Raw genomic sequence first — 17,648 nt, 5'->3', positions numbered from 1 at the left:
TGCAGGAAACTCAGTTTCCTGCTGGGGTGCTCGAGGGGCAAAGCCCCTCGATCTTACCTCCCCTCGCCGATCGTTTTTCCGCGGCCAGCTCAATCAGCCACCCGGACAGCCCTGCGCCTCAACATACAGCGCATAAACTGACTGGCTGGCGGTCATGAACAGGCGGTTGCGCTTGCGCCCGCCAAAGGCAAGGTTGGCGCAGCGCTCGGGCAGCAGGATGCGCCCGATCAGCGTGCCATCGGGCGCGAAGATCGCCACACCATCATAGCCCGGCCCGCCGGTTATTGCCGCCCAGACATTGCCTTCCGTGTCGCAGCGAATGCCATCCGCCCAGCCGGGCGTGTCGTCAAAGAACAGCCGTCCATTGCTGGGCATGCCATCCACCATGTCATAGACCCGGGTGGTGCGCCGCCCGCCCGGCGTATCCACCACGTAGAGCCGGCTTTTATCGGGCGAGAAGCACAGCCCATTGGGCCTTTCCATATCGCCCACCGCGATGGTGAGCGCAGCCGTGGCAGGGTCCAGCCGATAGACCCGGAAAGGCAGTTCCGCCCGCGCCTTGTCGCCCAGGTAATTGCCGCGAATGCCCGCGCCATTGTCGCTGAACCAAATGCTGTCATCGGATTTCACCACGACATCATTGGGCCCGGTGAGTTGCACCCCCTCAAAATGGCTGGCCAGTACGGTGATCGTGCCATCATGCTCGGTGCGGGTGAGGGTGCGGCTGCCCAATTCGCAGGTGATCAGCCTTCCCTGCCGGTCGCGGGTATTGCCATCGGGGTAGCCGGCGGGGTTGCGCAGCGTCACCACCGCGCCACTCACCTCATCCCACCGGATCAGCGCGTCATTGGGGATATCGGTGAAGACCAGGTAGCGCCCGCCGCCGAAATAGGCCGGCCCTTCGGTGAAGCGAAACCCGGTGGCGATGCGCTCAATCCCGGCATGGCCGAGCTTGATATGCTCAAAGCGCTTATCCAGCACCAGCACATCGGGGTCCGGGTAGCGGATTGGCGAATTGGTATCCCAGCGTGTCATGGTCATCTCCTAAGCATGGTCTTCGAGAATCATCGCGGCGGCCTTTTCGCCGATCATGATGGTGGGCGCATTGGTATTGCCCGAGGTGAGGGTGGGCATGATGGAGGCATCGGCCACCCGCAGCCCGGCCACGCCATGCACCCGCAACCGCTGATCCACCACCGCCATGCCATCCTGGCCCATCCGGCAGGTGCCAACGGGATGATAGGTGGTCTCGCCCGCACGCTTCACCCAATCGATGATGGCGGCGTCATCTCGCGCATCGGGGCCTGGGGCAATCTCATGAACGGCCAGGGGCGCCATGGCCGGGGCATTCATCACCTGGCGGGCGATGCGGATAGCTTTCACCGTGAGTTCCGCATCAATCGGCGAGGAGAGGAAATTGAACCGAATGGCCGGTTGCTGGCGCGGATCAGCGGCCGAAATATGAATACTGCCGCGGCTCTCCGGCCGCATCGGATGGGCATAGCAGGTCATGCCCGAGCGGGCGGCGATCCTGGGGCCATTAGGCCCGGGCTCGGTGAGCATCGGCACCCAGCCGAGCAGCAAATCCGGCGCCTCCAGCCCTGGCCGCGAATGGACAAAGGCGCGCAAAGGTGCGGCCACCATGCCGAGCATGCCATCGCCGCGCAGCGCATAGCGCATCGCCTGGCGAAACAGCCCAAAACCACGGCCACGATCATTGAGGGTATAGCCCCGCGCCTCCACCGCCCAACGGGTGCGCGGCGCGTAATGGTCGCGCAGGTTTTCGCCCACCCCGGGCAAGGCGTGGCGCGGGGTGATCCCCAGCCCCTGCAGCCGCTCCGGCTGGCCAATCCCCGAGAGTTCGAGCAATTGCGGCGAATTGATCGCCCCGCCGCTCACCACCACCTCGCGCCCCGCCCGCGCCTCATGCGTCGCACCGCCCTGAGCGTAGCGCACGCCGATGCAGCGTTGTCCCTCGAAGAGCAGCGCCTCGGCCAAGGCACCCGTGGCGATGCGCAGATTGGCCCGGCCGCGAATGGGGGGAAGATAGGCCCGCGCGGTGCTCTGCCGCAGCCTGCCGCCAATGCTGGCCTGGCTCATCGCAATGCCATCCTGCGCCGCGCCATTGTAATCGGGGTTGTGCCGAATGCCGACCTCGCCGGCGGCGCGGATGATGGTGGCCAAAAGCGGGTCGCTTGCCGGCGGGTTGGTTACCGTCAGCGGCCCCTCGCGCCCGCGCAGCCTATCATCGCCGCCACCCTCATAGCGCTCGATGCGCTTGAAGAAGGGCAGCACATCATCATGGCTCCAGCCGCGATTGCCCATCTGCGCCCATGAATCGAAATCCTGCGCCTGGCCGCGCACGAAGGCGAGGCCATTGATGGCGCTCGACCCGCCCAGGATGCGCCCGCGCGGCACCGGCAGGCGGCGGCCATTGGTCGAGGCTTCGGGCTCGGAACTATAGAGCCAATTCACCGCCGGATTGGCGATCAGCTTGGCAAAGCCCACCGGCACATGGGTCCAAGGGTGGCTGGGCGGCCCGGCCTCGAGCAACAGCACGCTATGGCGCGGATTGGCCGAAAGCCGATTGGCCAGCACAGCACCGGCCGAACCCGCGCCGACGACAATGAAATCATACTCGCCCTGTGCCTGATGCATCTTGGTTCCTCTGCCGCTATTGAGACACGTGGCGCGGCGCGTTCAGGAAAGCCGGTGGGGCTTTCCATCATTGGCTGGCGCAGCGCCGATATGAAGCTGCTGGCCATCGCGAAAGCCCTCAACGCAGCCTGAAATCCGCTAGCACCTCAGGCTTGAAGGCCAGGCCATGGCCCGGGGTTTCGGGTGCGGTGATCATCCCATTGGCAATCACCGGATGCGACACCCACAGATCATCGAGCAGCCCCATCTGCTCAGCCCAGCTGGCATTGGGAATGCTGGCAAGAAGATGCACATTCAACTCCGGGAAGAGATGCGGTGCGATGGTGATGCCCCAAGTATCGGCAACGGTGGCGATTTTCCTCAACTCCGTCAGGCCGCCACGCATCGGGTCAGGCTGCAAAATGGGCAGTCGGGGGTTTTGCAGGAAGGGCTTGAGGTCCGCCCGGCCAAAATGCGTCTCGCCCCCCACCACCCGCATATCCAGCATTTCGGCGCAGCGCAGATACCCGGCATAATCATCGGGCAGCACCGGCTCCTCCAGCCAATAGGGCGAGAATTCCTCGAAGGCGCGGCCGGCCTGGATCGCCACATCCGCGCTCCAGCCCATATTCACATCAATCATGATCTCGATATCCGGCCCCAACGCATCGCGCATGCGGCGAACATTGTCGATATCGGTGCGCACATCGCCAATATGGGCGACCTGCATCTTGATCGCCTTATAGCCCTGGGCGACGAAATGCCGCGCCTTGGCAATCATCCCATCGCCGCGCGAGCCACGGAAGCAGCCGCTGCCATAGATCGGAATTTCCGACCGGTGATGGCCCCAGAGCCGATGCAACGGCAAGCCCGCCGCCTTGCCCACCACATCCCATAGCGCGATGTCGATGGCCGATTGCGCCATCATCGTCACACCACCGCGGCCACCGGTGATGGTGGAGCGCCACAAATCCTGCCAGATCGCCTCCACCGCCGTCGCGTCACGGCCGATGATGCGCGGCGCCATAGCCTCCCTGAGGCAGGCGGCGATGCTATGGCGCAGCGGCAGGTTGAGCAGGTGCAAATACCCCATCCCGGTCAGGCCCGAGGCGGTGACCACCTCCACCACCACCAGATCCCGCATCGCCCCCAGCGGGTGATGCGCCAGCCACGGGTCATTCGGCCAGGGAATTTCCAGCAGGGTGGTGCGCAATTCACGGATGGTCAGATCGGCCATGCTTCCTCCTATGCCCGCTTTTGCCCACGGTGCGCCCGCCAGTAGAGACCGCGTGCCCTGTTGCGGCAAGGCGCGGTTGCGCGGCGGAGTGAATGGCGCAAGCATGGTCCTCAAGGGCCGATTGTAAGGCCCATCACGCGCAGAGAGAATCGCCCCCATGTCACCAGAGATCATCGCCCAACTGGCCCCCACCGGGGTGCTGCGGGCCGGCATCAATCTCAGCAATTTTCTTCTCGTCACCGGCCGCACCGCAGAGGGTGACCCGCAAGGCGTCTCCCCCAGCATGGCCGCTGCCATCGCCGCGCGGCTGGGCGTGGCGGTGAAATACGTCCCCTACCCCAAGCCCGGTGAATTGGCCGATGCGGTCGATACCGGCGCTTGGGATATCGGCCTGATCGGCGCCGAGCCGCAAAGGGCGGAGAAAATCGCCTTCACCGCCGCCTATTCGCAGATCGAGGCCACCTATCTGGTGCCCGCCGGCTCGCCCATCACCGAGATTGCCCAGGTCGACCAACCCGGCATCCGCATCGCCGTCACCGCCCGCGCCGCCTATGATTTGTGGCTCGAGCGCAATATCCACAAAGCCACGCTGCTGCGCACCGATACGCTGGATTCGGCGCTGACCCGCTTTGTCGATGAAAAGCTCGAAGTTCTCGCCGGGCTGCGCCCGCGCCTGATCACCGACCTAAAATCACTGCCCGGCGCGCGCATCCTCGAGGATAAATTCACCGCCGTGCAGCAGGCCATCGGCACCTCACGCAAGAACACCGCCGCCGCCGCCTGGCTGCATGATTTCGTCGAGGAGGCGAAGGCCTCGGGCATGGTCGCAGGCTTCATCGCCCAGCACGGCGTGCAGGGGCTTTCCGTCGGCGATCCGGCCTGAACGACAAGAGAGGGGAACAACGCCATGGCATCACGCATCGTGGTCGTCACGCAATCAATGGTGGATGAAGAGGTGGTGCGCGAAATGGCGCCCGATGGCTTCGAATTGCTGATCGCCAAGCCCGGCTCGCCGGAATGGCAGGGTGCAATGGGCGGGGCGGATTACCTCGTGGGCTTCGCCGATATGCTGGTCCAGGATGAGCTTTTTGCCATCTCGCCCAAGCTGCGCCTCGTGCAGGTGCTCAGCGCGGGTTATGACCGCGCCGATCTCGCCGCCGCGCGCCGCGCTGGCGTGCCGCTATGCAACAATGGTGGCGCCAATTCGGTGGCCGTGTCCGAGCATGCGCTGCTGCTCATGCTCGCCGTCTCGCGCCAACTCATCAAGCAGCATGCCAATGTCGTCGCCGGGCGCTGGCGCGGCAATTCCACGCCCCGGCTGCATGAGGTGCGCGGCAAGACCCTGGGCATTATCGGCATGGGCACCATCGGCAAGAAGGTGGCGCGCCTCGCCCAGGCCTTCGGCATGCCGGTGCATTATTATGACATCGCCCGCCTGCCCGAAGATCAGGAGGATTTGCTGAATGTGCGCTTCCGCCTGTTCCGCGAATTGCTGCGCACATCCGATATCGTCTCGCTGCATGTGCCGCTCAACGCCTCCACCCGCCACATGCTGGGCGCGCGGGAATTGGCGCTGCTGCAGCCCGAGGCCATCCTGATCAATACCAGCCGCGGCCCGGTGATCGATGAGGTGGCGCTGCATGCTGCCCTCGCCGCCGGCGCCTTCGCCGGCGCTGGCCTCGATGTCTTCGACCAGGAGCCGCCACCGGCCGACAACCCGCTGTTCAACTTGGATAATGTGGTGCTCACCGCGCATATGGCCGGCCCCACTCAGGAGAGCAATATCTCCCGCCTGCGCAATGCCTTTGACAATGTGCAGCGGATGGAACGCGGCGAGGCGCCGCTCTGGGTCGTGCCGGAGTTGCTGGCATGATCCGCCGCGCGCTTCTCGCCGGCCTCGCACTCCCGGCGCTGGGCCGGGCGCAAACCAGCCTGGCCGGGCGGCCCATCACCCTCGTCGTGCCATCACCGGCTGGCGGTGGCACCGATTTCTCCGCCCGCCTGGTGGCCGAGGCCTATGGCCAGGCGCTGGGCACCACCATGGTGGTGGAAAACCGCCCCGGCGGGAATGACGTGGTGGGCCTCTCCTCGGTGCTGCGCGCCCCGGCCGATGGCACCACCCTGCTCTGCGGCTATTGCGCGACCATGACGGCGCGCGCGGCCATTGGCGGCCTGGGCGATATCCAGCCCATGCGCGATTTCCAGGCGGTGGGGCAGATCTCCGACACGCCGCAGCTTTTTGTCACCCATCCCAGCCGGCCCGCCACCACCCTGCCGGAATTGATCGCCCTCGCCCGCGCCCGCCCCGGGGCGCTGAACTACGCCTCGGCCGGCAATGGCTCGATGCACCATATGGGCACCGAATACCTCAAGCACCGCGCCGGCATCGATATGCTGCATGTGCCCTATCGCGGCACCGGCGAGACGATCAGCGACCTCATCGCCGGGCGGATCGATTTCTACATGAACTCGCCCCCGCCGCTCACGCCGCTGGTGCGCGAGGGTAGGCTGCGGGCGCTCTGCGTGAGTTCGGATGCGCGCCATCCAGGCCTGCCCGATATCCCCTCGGCCGCCGAACAGGGTTTTGCCGGCATGCCGCTGAATGTCTGGTTCTCGGTCTTCGCCCCGCGCGGCGTGCCGGCCGCCACGGTGGCCTTGCTGTCAGAAAAACTGAACCTGGTGCTCGCCGATGCGCGGCTGCGCGAGCGCGCGGCACAGGCCGGCGCCCTGGTCAGCCCCAGCAGCGCCGCGCAATTGGCCGAGCGTGTGGCACGCGAAACCGATTTCTGGCGCGAAACAGCCCGGGTGGCCGGTATCACCGCCGGCTGAGCGGGCCGCTTCGGCGCCCCCTCAACCCACCCGGTGATAGGCGCGGGAGAAATAGATCAGCCCCGCCGCCTCGCCGCCCAGGCGCAAATTCACCACCTGGGCAAACAGCACGGCATGGGTGCCCTTCTCCACCACCTCGGTGACCTTGCAATCGAAATTGACCGCAGCCCCGCGCAGGCAGGGTGCGCCGGTATCCAGCGCATCCCATTCGCCCACCGAAAACCGCGCCTCACCCTCCAACCCGGTAAAGCCGGCAAAGGTATTGGAGAGTTCCTCCTGGCCATGGCAGAGCGTATTGACGCAGAGCACGCCATTGGCCTCGAAGGCGGCCGCACCGCTGGAGCCACGATTCATGCAGACCAGCAGGGTGGGCGGGTCATCGGTCACGCTGCACACGGCAGAGGCGGTAAAGCCCGCCCGCCCGCCCGCCCCGTCGGTGGTGACAATATTCACCGCAGCCCCCAATCGGGCCATGGCATTGCGAAATTCCTTACGGTCCATCGGGCGCTCTTTCAGCAGGCAGTGACTCGGATACGGTCGATCTGAGCATCGACCCTGCTGCTTGTATCGTCCACATCCGTGCCGATGGCGATCTCCTGCAAATGCGGCGGCTCGCCGCCAAAGGCCGCACGCCAATCGGCATCAAGATCCACCCGCTCCTCAAACCACCGCCCGGTCTCGCTGCGGGCATGGCGCAGCGGGTGCACCTTGCCCAATTGGCCCAGCCAGGGGGAGTAAAACCGCACCGGCTCCCGCCCCGTGCCGCCCCAACTATAGATCAGCACCGAGCGCGGCAGGGTGTGATTGCCCGCGGCACCTTGGGCAATGGCGTGCTGCGCCCGCTGCCAGGGTCCAGCGCGGCTGGGAAACCCAGCAAACCCCACCGCCACCGAAATCGCCCGGTCATCACCAAAGCGGCGGGTGAGGTCAGTGGGGGGCGGGCCCTCATCCACCCGCCAGCGCCAGCTCAGGCATTGGGCCACGCCCGAGACCCTCCGCCAGACGAAGCTGCCAGTGCCATGGCCCTCAATCCGCAGCCCCTGCTCGCCTATCGCGGTAAACCGCGCCGGGCGCAGGCCGGGATATTCACCATGCCTCCAGCCGCTGCCCAATAGGTCATTGGCACGGCCGATGCCCGGCCATAGAGTTGAGGCTAGAGTGAACATGGCGCGGCGGAGCATTCCACGTGACATGCCGTCCATCATGGCAAAATACAAGGAGCATTTCATGCCAGAGATCAAGATCGCGGCCACCGATGGCAGCGGCAGTTTTTCAGCCTATCTGGCCGAACCGGCAAAAAAGCCAGCCGGCGCCGTCATCATGATCCAGGAAATTTTTGGCGTGAACGCGACCATGCGGGCGCTGAGCGACTGGGTGGCGAGCATGGGCTTCTGGGCGGTCAGCCCCGATCTGTTCTGGCGCCAGGAACCGGGCGTGAGCCTGGACCCCGATGCCGGCCAGGAGCAGTGGCAGCGCGCCTTTGCCCTTATGAATGGGATGGATCAGGGCCTCGCCATCGCCGACCTCAAGGCCAGCATGGCCGCCGCCCGCGCCCTGCCCGGCTGCAATGGCAAGGTCGGCACCATGGGCTTTTGCCTCGGCGGCAGGCTCGCCTTCATGATGGCACTCGATTCCGATGCCGATTGCCATATTTCCTATTACGGCGTGGGGCTTGAGGGCCTGGTCGGCAATGCGGCGAAGATCACCGCCCCCACCATGCTGCACATTGCCGAGGCGGATAAATTCGTCCCCCCCGCCGCCCAGCAGGCCATCGCCGATGGCCTGGCCGATACCCGCCTCGCGCGGGTGGAAATCTACCCCGGCGTGGACCACGCCTTCGCCCGGGTGGGCGGGCATAGCTATGACGCCCGGGCAGCAGCAATTGCCAATGGCCGCACGGCCGAGTTGCTGGTCAAGATGCTGGGCTGAAGCCTGGCCGGGCGAGGGGAATGCCCTCGCCCCATCATCTTATGGGGCGCCCTATGGTGCCCTCAGCCGATACAGCACATGCCGATGCAGCCTATGGTCGGGCGCCAGCCGCGGATGGCCGAATTCGCCATCCGCCCGCATGCCCAGGCGCTGCATCAACCGCCATGAGGCCCGATTGCCCGGCACGGTAAAGGCCACAATCTCCGCCAGGCCCAGAGCGCCAAAACCATAAGCCAGCGCCAATTCCGCCGCCTCGCGCGCATAGCCCTGGCCCTGCTGGCTGGGATGGATACGCCAGCCAATCTCCACCGCTGGGGTAAAGCGCGCCTGCCAGGGAATATGCAGCAGCCCCACCACGCCCATGCATGCCGCGCCGGGCAGATCAACCGCGCAAAATGAAAACCCATGCGCCACCTGATGCGCCATGAGCCGGGCGAGCCAAGCATCGCTCTCATCGCGGGTCATCGGCGCGGCAAAATGCGCCATCACCTCCGGGTCGCCATTCATGGCGAATACCGAAGCCGCGTCATCAGCGCGCAATGGGCGAAGGGTGAGCCGGGGGCCGTGCAATTCCATCAGCGCAGTTTGCCACCCTTGGCCCGCGCGCGTAATCATGGAGCAATAGGAGACGCGCAATGACACCCATCAGCCTCGAAGCCATGGCCGCCAGCGTGCCGGATGGCGCCTTGCTCGCCCTGCCGCCGGATAATTCCCTACCCAGCGTGGCACTCGCCCGGGCGCTCATCCGCCGCGGCGCGAAGAACCTGCGCCTGCTGGGTGTGCCCGTCAGCGGCTTCGCCACCGATATCCTGATCGGCGCGGGCTGCGTGGTGGAGGTGCAAACCTCGGCCGTCTCGCTCGGCGAGGCCGGCTTTGCGCCCCGCTTCACCGCCGCCCTCAAGGCCGGGCGCATCACCGTGCGCGATGCCACCTGCCCGGCCATCCACACCATGCTGCAGGCGGCCGAGAAGGGCGTGCCCTTCATGCCGCTGCGCGGCCTGATCGGCTCCGACATTCTGGCCAACCGGCCGGATTGGATCGTCCAGCAAAACCCCTTCGGCCCGCCGGGCGATGTGATCGTGCTGCTGCCCGCCCTCTCCCCCGATGTGGCGGTGTTCCATGCCGCCATGGCCGATAGCTTTGGCAATGTGTGGCTTGGGCGGCGGCGCGAATGCGCAACCCTCGCCCATGCCGCGCAACGCGCCCTGGTGACGGTGGAACGCGTGGTGGAAGGTAATTTCCTCGAAGATGAGCGCCTCGCCTCGGGCACCATCAACGCCACCTATATCTCCGCCATCGCCATTGCCGAGCGCGGCGCCCAGCCGGTCGCCCTGCTCGATGAATATGGCTTTGACGCCGCCTATGTCAGCGAATATGCCCGAATGGCGAAGACCGATGCCGGCTTTGCCGAATGGATGGCGCGCGAAGTCTTCGCCCAGGCCGCCGCAGCATGAGCTTCGCCCCGGAAGAATTGCTGGCCGCCACCCTCGCGCGGCTCATTCTCGACCCCACAGCCCATCCGGCGCGGCATATCGCCGTGGGTGCCGCCTCCCCCATCCCCGCCGCCGCCTGTTGGCTGGTGGCCAAGCAGGGCCATCCGGTGCGGCTCTCCTTGCTGCATAAGCGCTCGGGCAATCCCTTCACCGAGGGCACGCGCGAACTCTTCGACCTCACAGGCCAGGGCCGGATCGACCTATTTTTCCTCGGCGGCGGGCAGATCGACGGCCAGGCCAATCTCAACCTGGTGGGCACCGGCGGCTGGCCGGGCACCGAAGTGCGTTTCCCCGGCAGCTTTGGCTCGGCCTTCATGTATTTCATGACGCACCGGACCATCCTCTTCCGCGAAGAACACTCGCCCCGCGTGCTGGTGGACCGGGTGGCCAATATCTCCGCCCCCGGGATCTCCGCCCCCGGCGTCTTTCGCCGCGGCCATGCCCAGGCGCTGGTCACCGGCAAATGCGTCTTTCGCTTTGACCCGGCGGCGGCACGCTTCACCCTCGAAAGCCTGCACCCGGGCGAGACGGTGGAGGGGGTGCGCGCCGCCACCGGCTTTGATTTCGATGTCGGCGAGGTCAAACCCACGCCACCGCCCACCGAGGCGGAACTCGCCCTACTGCGCGGGCCGATTTGCGATGAAATGCTAGAAACCTATCCTGAATTCTGTGCCCGGGTCTTCGGGCGAAGGAGTGCCGCATGACCGATGCATTGCCGCCCAACAGCCAAGGCCGCGGCCTCGCCCGCAGCAAGGGCGCACTCGCCGGGCTGAAGGTGATCGACCTCACCCGCGTCCTCGGCGGGCCCTATTGCACCATGATCCTGGGCGATCACGGTGCTGAGATCATCAAGCTGGAACCGCCGCAGGGCGATGAGGTGCGCGACTGGGGCCCCCCCTTCCTCGATGGCGATGCCAGCTACTTCATCGGCGTGAACCGCAACAAGCAGAGCGTGGGTCTCGACCTCGCCCAACCCGCCGGCCGCGCGGTGCTGCTGCGCCTGCTGGAGAGCGCCGATATCCTGATCGAGAATTTCAAGCCAGGCTCCATGGAAAAATGGGGCCTGGGCTATGAGCAGGTGCTGTCGAAAAAATTCCCCCGTCTGATCCATTGCCGGGTCTCGGGCTTTGGCGCCACCGGCCCGCTCGGCGGCGCGCCGGGTTATGATGCCATCGTCCAGGCGGTGGTGGGGCTGATGAGCATCAATGGCACCGCCACCTCCGGCCCCACCCGGATGGGCACGCCCATCGTCGATCTGGGCACCGGGCTCTATTCCGCCATCGCCATCCTCATGTCGGTCAATGAGCGGCATGGCTCGGGCCTCGGCCAATATCTGGACATGACGCTGCATGATTGCGGCATGGCGCTGCTGCACCCCCATGCCGCCAATCATCTGCTCAATGGCAAGCGGCCGGTGGCCACAGGCAACCCGCACCCCAACCTCGCCCCCTATGCCACCTTCAAGACCAAGACCTGCGATATTTTTATGGGCGTGGGCAATGATTCGGCGTTCCGCAAGCTGTGTGATTTTCTGGGAATGCCGGAGGTGGCCAAGGACCCGCTCTTCGCCACCAATGGCGCGCGGGTGATCAACCGCGAGGCGCTGACAAAACTGCTCGATGACCGCTTCGCCACCGAAGATGGCTTCGAGCTCTGCCCGCGCATGCTCGCAGCCGGCCTGCCCGCCGGGCCGGTCACCCATGTCGATCAGGCACTCGCGGCCGAGCACACGGCGCATCGGGAGATGGTGACGGAGCTGGGCGATTTCCGCGCCCTCGGCACGCCCATCAAAATGTCCCGCACCCCCGGCGGCACCCGCAGCGCGCCGCCGAAATTCGGCGAGAACACCGCAAGCGTCCTCGCCGCGAATGGCTTCTCGGCCGAGGAAATCGAACAACTGCAGGCCGATGGCATCGTGATGGATAAGCGGCGGGGATGATCATCCGCGCGCGGGGCCGCATCCCCGAAGCGCGAGAAAAACACTGATGGTGGGGGAAAAACAGAGAAAGGCTTCGCCCTCTCGCGCTCTCCCACCAGGATCGATATACATGTCGAAGATTTTCATGGATATTTGTTATTTTTTGTTTCCATTTTGCTTCAAATGGCTTAAAATATATTTATAATTATTCATAAATGATAATTTTATTCTCTCAAGCAATTCCAACCAAACAGATTTCGGCCTGAAACCAATAATATAAAGAAGGTGCAGGAAACTAAGTTTCCTGCTGGGGTGCTCGAGGGGCAAAGCCCCTCGACCTTTCTCCCGCAACCAGGCCATATCCCCCAACAACCCAACAGCGCCTTCGCCGCCTACCGCCTCAACCCTCCCATCGCGATGGCAAAGCGCTCAGGCCGGCCCGACACCCATCGCGCAAACCGCCCCGTCGCGCAGTGGCGCAACGAGGCACCTCTGCTCTATACTCATCCAGACGCAATTCGAGGAAAAAATGTGAGCGGCCTTCTGACCAGCGCGCAGACCGAGCGCCTGCTCGAGATCACCTCGCCCCTCGGCGCAGACGCGCTCGTTCTGCGCCAATTATCGGTGCAGGAGAGGATAGGCGAACCATTCCGCCTCTCAGCCGAGGTGCTGAGCGAGACGATGGACATCGCCGCCTCACAGATCGTGGGCAAGACCATCACCTGCACCATCAAGATGGTGAATCAGCCCGAGCGCCATTTCCATGCTGTGGTGCGCGCCTTCACCCGCCTGGGCGCCTATGGCCGCGGGGTCGCAGCCTATCGGCTGGAGGCGGTGCCCCGGCTGTGGCAATTGAGCCGCACCGCCGATTGCCGGATCTTCCAGGACAAATCCGTCAAGGACATCGCCACCCTCATCTTTGGCGAGCATGATGTGGCGCCGGTGCGCTGGGGCAGTTCGGTGCCGGCGCAAAAGCGGGTCTATTGCGTCCAGTTCAACGAGACCGACCTCGATTTCACCCAGCGCATCCTCGATGAGGCAGGCTGCGGCTACTTCTTCGAGCACACCGAAAGCGACCACACGCTGGTGATCTGCGGCGCCAATGCCGATTACCCGCTGGTGCCTGGCGACCCCCAAGTGGTGCGCAATGACGCCGACATGATCGGCGCGCTGACCTCCTGGCAGCCGGCCAATGCCCTGCGCCCAGGCAAGAATGTCACCGAGGATTATGACGGGCTGAACCCGGCCGCGCTCAAAAAGGCCAATGCCTCCACCATTCTGGGCACGCCCAACGCCTCCAGCTTCGAAATCTATCGCTGGCCCGGCGGCCAGACGGTGCGCCCGGAGGGCGATCTCTCCAAACTCGGCATGGAGGGCTATGAGTCTGAGGCGGATCTGGTCTCGGCCAATGGCAACCACCCCTCGGTCTTCGCCGGCGGCAGGCTGAAAGTGGTCCCCGGGCTGGACAATCCCGCCGCCGTCACCTGGCTTGTGACATCGGTCACCCATGAGGCCTTTGACGATACCCATCTCTCGGGTGGCGGCACGTCCAGTTACAACAATGCGCTGACGCTGATCCCCGGCGACCGGCCTTGGCGCCCCGCCGCGCCCAGGCCGCGCCCCGCCATGGCCGGGCTGCACAGCGCCATCGTGACTGGCCCCTCCGGCGAGGAAATCCATTGCGACGAATATGGCCGGGTGAAGGTGCATTTCCTCTGGGACCGCCTGGGCAAGACCGATGACACCTCCTCCTGCTGGGTGCGCGTGGCGCAAACCCATGCCGGCAAATGGGGCGGCAGTTGGAACCTGCCACGGGTGGGCGATGAGGTGCTGGTGGGCTTCGTCGATTCCGACCCGGACCGTCCGGTCATCATCGGCAGCCTCTACAATGCCGAGCAAAAGCCTATCTACACCCTGCCGACCAATAAAACCCAGTCGGGCTTCAAGACCAAATCCAGCAAGGCGGGTGCTGCCGATAATTTCAACGAGTTACGCTTTGAGGATAAGAAGGGCTCGGAGGAAATCAATATCCAGGCCGAGAAGGACATGACCCTTCTCATCAAGAACAATCTGACCGAGACGGTGAAAAAAGACCGAACCGAGCTGGTCGAGGGCAAGCACACCGAAACCATCAAACTTGACCGCACTGAAACGGTGGAGGGCAAACACACCGAGACGATCAAGCTCGACCGCACCGAAACGGTAGAAGGCAAGCACACCGAAACCATCAAGCTTGACCGCACGGTCACGGTGGATGGCAAGCACACCGAGACCATCAAACTCGACCGCACCCAGACCATCAGCCAGGGCAATGAAACCCTGACGGTGAAGACCGGCAAGATGACAACCCTGGTCGAGACCGGCAGTCAGACCACCACGGTCAAGACCGGCAGCATCACCCATGAGGCCAGCCTGGGGAACATCTCCATCAAGGCCGGGGCGGGCAAGATCGACCTTGAGGCGATGCAGTCCATCACCCTCACCTGCGGCTCCAGCAAAATCGAGTTATCACCCACGGGCGTGACCATATCGGGCATGGATATCAGCGTGAAAGCGACGATGAACATCACCACCGAAGGCTCTCTCATGGCCACACACAAGGGAGGAGCGACGCTGACCATCAAGGGCGGCATCGTGATGATCAATTGAGATGAGCGCACCCTCACCCAACAAGCTGGCCGTCCCGCTCGCACCCATCCTGTCCCGGCTGGAACTGGATGCCGATGGCACCGCCCTGCTCGCCTCCCTGCCCGATGCCGCGGCCGGGCTCGAGGCACTCATCGCCGCCAAACGCATGCCAGAAGCCATGCGCCTCATCGCCCATGCCATGCCCAAGCGCGAGGTGGTGTGGTGGGGCTGCATGTGCGCCCGCGCCGCGCCGAACGCCGCCTTGCCGCAGCAAGATGCCGAGGCCCTGGCCGCCGCCGAGGCCTGGGTGCGCAAGCCAGACGAGCAACATCGCCGCGCCGCCATGGCCGCCGCCCAGAAAACCGAATTCCAAAGCCCCGAGGCCTGGGCCGCCGTCGCCGCCTTCTGGTCGGGGGGGTCGGTCGCGCCCGAGGGCCAGCCCGTGGTGCCGCCAGCCGATCACCACACCGGCCACGCCATCGCCGGCGGTGTGGTCATCGCCGCCCTGCGCGGCGACCCCGCCCGAGCGCCTGACCGCTTTGCCCGGTTTTTGCTCTCCGCGCGCGATATTGCCGCCGGCGGCGCCGGCCGCCTGGCCCCGGAGGAGAACTAGCCCATGCCCCCAGCCGCACGCGTGGGCGATTTGCATGTCTGCCCGATGTTGACCCCAGGCGTGCCGCCCATCCCCCATGTCGGCGGGCCGGTGACGCTGGGCTGCTTCACCGTGCTGACCGGAATGATGCCCCAGGCGCGGATGGGCGATATGTGCACCTGCGTCGGTCCGCCCGACAGCATCATGAAGGGCAGCGCCACCGTGATGGTGGGTGGCATGCCGGCCGCGCGAATGGGCGATACCTCTTCGCATGGCGGCAGCGTCTCGGTGGGCCTGCCCACCGTGATGATCGGCGGTTGAGCGCGCCGGGGGGGGGATTTTGGCCCACCATAACCGCCGGCCCCTCATCCGCCCCTGACCGGCGCTTACCAAGCCAGTCATGCAATTGCCGTGCTAGAATTGTCTTATCAAACATGCTCTAAGCATGATGCCGCGGTCGTTATATTGAGGTCGGACCGATCACAATGGATTGAGTGCGAGGAAGGTTTTAGGAACTCGAGATGGTCCTGCTGCTGACTGTTATGCAATCTCCCAATTCCGCCTTGGGCGAGCAGCGGCTGATCCAGGCCAGCGGGTTTGTTATAGGCCGCGGCAGCGACTGCGACTGGACATTGCCGGACCCCGATCGAAGGATTTCCAATCGCCACTGCGCGGTCGAATTATTCGAAGGCCAGTGGCATCTGCGCGACCTGTCGAGCAATGGCACCTTCCTCAACACCACCCCCGAGCCGATCGGGCGCGGCCAGATGCGCCCACTGCGCTATGGCGACCGTATTCGCCTGGGCGCCTATGAATTGGAGTGCCGGCTGCAAGTTGATGCAGCCTCGGCCAAGGAGCCATGGCAAGCTGAGCCTACGGCCAGGCCCCCAATCGCGCCGCCCGCGCTGCATGGCGATATATTTGCGGCATCGCTGCCCGGTCTCTCCCCCGCAGGCGGCATCGACCGGGACTTTGCCCCAATGCCCTCAGCCGCGATGAGCGCCATGCCGCCTCTGCGCGCCACCCGCAATGACGATGCCTTCTCCGCACCGCTGGATAGCTTCCCCCCGCCCGCTGGCGCTGCAACGCCACAGGTCGAGCAGCCTGCCCTGACGCCGATGCCGCTTTCCGCCGATACGGATATTTTCTCCGCCCCACTCCCCGGTCTCTCCCCGGCCGGTGGCCAGGAAGGCGGCCATGCCCCGGTGCTGCCCACAGATTTCGACCCCTTTGGGCCGGAGGATGCCGGCCCGGCCATGCCAGACCATCAACCGGCCGTGCAGGATCTCTTCACCCCGCCGCGCGCGACCATGCCCGATCTGCTGCCGGGCGACTGGAATGCGCCCCCGCAAACCACGCCCCCCCGCCCAGCGGATATTTTCTCTCCGCCGGCCTCGCCTGCCGATCACACCCTCTTCGCACCATTGGCGCCTGGCCTTGGCATGCCAGGCCCCGCGCCGGACCATCAGCCACTGCCCTCGCCCCAGGCGACAATGCCCGCGCCCCAGGCGACAATGCCCGCGCTGCTGCCCGATGATTGGGACCTCTCCCCCACATCATTGCCCGCCCCCAGCGCTGCGACGAACATCTCAACCGCGCCGCCTGGTAACCCTTTCGCCGCCGCGCCCCCACCGCTCCCAGCCCCCGCCGCGCGCCCCACACCGCGAGCAGAGCCGCAGGTGATGACGGCACCGCCCGGCGCAGAGCTTGGCATTGGCCTGCCGCAGCCCCCCCCCATGGCCCCGCAACAGACGATGACCGAGCATCAGACGGCCATCGTCCTGCTCTCCGCTGCGGTGGCCGGCATGCGCGCATTGCTCACGGCCAGCGAGGAGGCAAAGCGCGCATTGGGCAATCAGCCTTTGATGCCCCCCGCCAATGCCCTCGATCCATTGCGCTTCACCGCCGGTGATGAAGCCATCGCCATGGCCATGCTCGGTGGTGCGCCCACCGCGGCCGGCGCCAGCAAGCCCAGCGCAGCAGCCGGCAGCCTCGATGATCTCAATGCCCATAAACTGGCCACCATGGCCGCCAGCAAGGCCGCAGCCCGCGCCCTAATGGCGCGCCTGTCGCCCGCCACCCTCGAGGCCGAGGAGCCCTCCGGCGGCTTCATGCCCGGCGCGCGCCAGAAACGCCTGTGGAAGAGCTATCAGCAGCTTCACCAACAAATGGCCGAAGACTTCGATGACGATTTCGATTTCGCCTTTCGCAAGGCCTTCGCCCAAGCCTATGACGAGGCCAGCAGAATTGTGGATAAAGGCAGCAAATAGCTGTTTTTTAAGGATATAGGCATCATGGCTTGGAATGATAAGGTTGTCTGGCAGGAGGGTATGTTCCTCCGCGCACAGCATTACCAGCAGCAGGATCGCTATTTCGAGCATCTGC

General features: G+C 65.2%; 18 protein-coding genes. 12 read left to right on the top strand and 6 right to left on the bottom strand.

The features are described from left to right. Positions 1-93: 93 nt before the first annotated feature. Complete coding sequence (locus ABWP84_RS15200) at positions 94-1,041, bottom strand: SMP-30/gluconolactonase/LRE family protein (RefSeq protein WP_353212891.1); 948 nt, start codon at positions 1,039-1,041, stop codon at positions 94-96. Positions 1,042-1,044: 3 nt separating this feature from the next. Then, positions 1,045-2,658, bottom strand: coding sequence for a GMC family oxidoreductase N-terminal domain-containing protein (locus tag ABWP84_RS15195; RefSeq protein ID WP_353212890.1), 1,614 nt, complete (start codon positions 2,656-2,658; stop codon positions 1,045-1,047). On the opposite strand from ABWP84_RS15195, the gene ABWP84_RS15190 reads away from it, so the two are divergent. Then, complete coding sequence (locus ABWP84_RS15190) at positions 2,653-2,790, top strand: hypothetical protein (RefSeq protein WP_353212889.1); 138 nt, start codon at positions 2,653-2,655, stop codon at positions 2,788-2,790. The two genes, ABWP84_RS15195 and ABWP84_RS15190, sit on opposite strands and share 6 nt — an antisense overlap. Here the strand turns inward: ABWP84_RS15190 and ABWP84_RS15185 are convergent. Continuing rightward, positions 2,777-3,874, bottom strand: coding sequence for a mandelate racemase/muconate lactonizing enzyme family protein (locus tag ABWP84_RS15185; protein WP_353212888.1), 1,098 nt, complete (start codon positions 3,872-3,874; stop codon positions 2,777-2,779). The two genes, ABWP84_RS15190 and ABWP84_RS15185, sit on opposite strands and share 14 nt — an antisense overlap. A gap of 157 nt (positions 3,875-4,031) precedes the next feature. Here ABWP84_RS15185 and ABWP84_RS15180 point away from each other — a divergent pair, with 157 nt between their 5' ends. The 3 genes from ABWP84_RS15180 to ABWP84_RS15170 are packed head-to-tail and all read left to right on the top strand — an operon-like array spanning position 4,032 to position 6,703. Continuing rightward, entirely contained in the window at positions 4,032-4,757 is a 726-nt protein-coding gene (locus tag ABWP84_RS15180) for a transporter substrate-binding domain-containing protein (RefSeq protein WP_353212887.1), read from the top strand. A 24-nt stretch (positions 4,758-4,781) separates the two neighbouring features. Continuing rightward, on the top strand, positions 4,782-5,747 hold the full coding sequence (locus ABWP84_RS15175; protein WP_353212886.1) for an NAD(P)-dependent oxidoreductase: 966 nt from the start codon (positions 4,782-4,784) through the stop codon (positions 5,745-5,747). Further along, positions 5,744-6,703, top strand: coding sequence for a tripartite tricarboxylate transporter substrate binding protein (locus tag ABWP84_RS15170; protein WP_353212885.1), 960 nt, complete (start codon positions 5,744-5,746; stop codon positions 6,701-6,703). The genes ABWP84_RS15175 and ABWP84_RS15170 overlap by 4 nt, the downstream gene beginning before the upstream one ends. Positions 6,704-6,724: 21 nt before the next feature. Here ABWP84_RS15170 and ABWP84_RS15165 read toward each other — a convergent pair whose 3' ends face one another. Then, the gene (locus ABWP84_RS15165) at positions 6,725-7,204 is read right to left on the bottom strand and encodes a flavin reductase (RefSeq protein WP_353212884.1); all 480 of its coding nucleotides are present in this window, start codon (positions 7,202-7,204) and stop codon (positions 6,725-6,727) included. Positions 7,205-7,215: 11 nt separating this feature from the next. Continuing rightward, positions 7,216-7,896, bottom strand: coding sequence for a DUF3047 domain-containing protein (locus tag ABWP84_RS15160; RefSeq protein ID WP_353212883.1), 681 nt, complete (start codon positions 7,894-7,896; stop codon positions 7,216-7,218). 34 nt (positions 7,897-7,930) lie between these two features. Between ABWP84_RS15160 and ABWP84_RS15155 the strand changes: the two genes are divergently transcribed. Continuing rightward, positions 7,931-8,632 carry a dienelactone hydrolase family protein gene (locus tag ABWP84_RS15155; RefSeq protein ID WP_353212882.1) on the top strand — a complete coding sequence of 234 codons (702 nt, stop codon included), beginning with the start codon at positions 7,931-7,933 and terminating at the stop codon, positions 8,630-8,632. A 51-nt stretch (positions 8,633-8,683) separates the two neighbouring features. Here ABWP84_RS15155 and ABWP84_RS15150 read toward each other — a convergent pair whose 3' ends face one another. Continuing rightward, positions 8,684-9,208 carry a GNAT family N-acetyltransferase gene (locus tag ABWP84_RS15150; protein ID WP_353212881.1) on the bottom strand — a complete coding sequence of 175 codons (525 nt, stop codon included), beginning with the start codon at positions 9,206-9,208 and terminating at the stop codon, positions 8,684-8,686. A 59-nt stretch (positions 9,209-9,267) separates the two neighbouring features. On the opposite strand from ABWP84_RS15150, the gene ABWP84_RS15145 reads away from it, so the two are divergent. From ABWP84_RS15145 to ABWP84_RS15115, 7 genes are all read left to right on the top strand, one after another. Continuing rightward, on the top strand, positions 9,268-10,086 hold the full coding sequence (locus ABWP84_RS15145; protein WP_353212880.1) for a CoA-transferase: 819 nt from the start codon (positions 9,268-9,270) through the stop codon (positions 10,084-10,086). Further along, positions 10,083-10,829: a CoA-transferase gene (locus ABWP84_RS15140; protein WP_353212879.1), complete on the top strand. Its 747-nt coding sequence runs from the start codon at positions 10,083-10,085 to the stop codon at positions 10,827-10,829. Before ABWP84_RS15145 ends, ABWP84_RS15140 begins: the two co-directional genes overlap by 4 nt. Beyond that, entirely contained in the window at positions 10,826-12,064 is a 1,239-nt protein-coding gene (locus ABWP84_RS15135) for a CaiB/BaiF CoA-transferase family protein (protein WP_353212878.1), read from the top strand. Before ABWP84_RS15140 ends, ABWP84_RS15135 begins: the two co-directional genes overlap by 4 nt. A gap of 510 nt (positions 12,065-12,574) precedes the next feature. Beyond that, positions 12,575-14,692: a type VI secretion system tip protein TssI/VgrG gene (locus ABWP84_RS15130; protein WP_353212877.1), complete on the top strand. Its 2,118-nt coding sequence runs from the start codon at positions 12,575-12,577 to the stop codon at positions 14,690-14,692. Position 14,693: 1 nt separating this feature from the next. Next, positions 14,694-15,284: a DUF6931 family protein gene (locus tag ABWP84_RS15125; RefSeq protein WP_353212876.1), complete on the top strand. Its 591-nt coding sequence runs from the start codon at positions 14,694-14,696 to the stop codon at positions 15,282-15,284. A 3-nt stretch (positions 15,285-15,287) separates the two neighbouring features. Further along, entirely contained in the window at positions 15,288-15,584 is a 297-nt protein-coding gene (locus ABWP84_RS15120; protein ID WP_353212875.1) for a PAAR domain-containing protein, read from the top strand. A 200-nt stretch (positions 15,585-15,784) separates the two neighbouring features. After that, complete coding sequence (locus tag ABWP84_RS15115; RefSeq protein ID WP_353212874.1) at positions 15,785-17,533, top strand: type VI secretion system-associated FHA domain protein; 1,749 nt, start codon at positions 15,785-15,787, stop codon at positions 17,531-17,533. The last annotated feature ends 115 nt before the right edge of the window (positions 17,534-17,648 follow it).

The organism is Rhodovarius sp., assembly GCF_040399605.1.
Lineage (GTDB): Bacteria > Pseudomonadota > Alphaproteobacteria > Acetobacterales > Acetobacteraceae > Rhodovarius > Rhodovarius crocodyli_A.
Note: the sequence above shows the minus strand (reverse complement) of the source record. Positions and strands in the feature narration are given on the sequence as shown.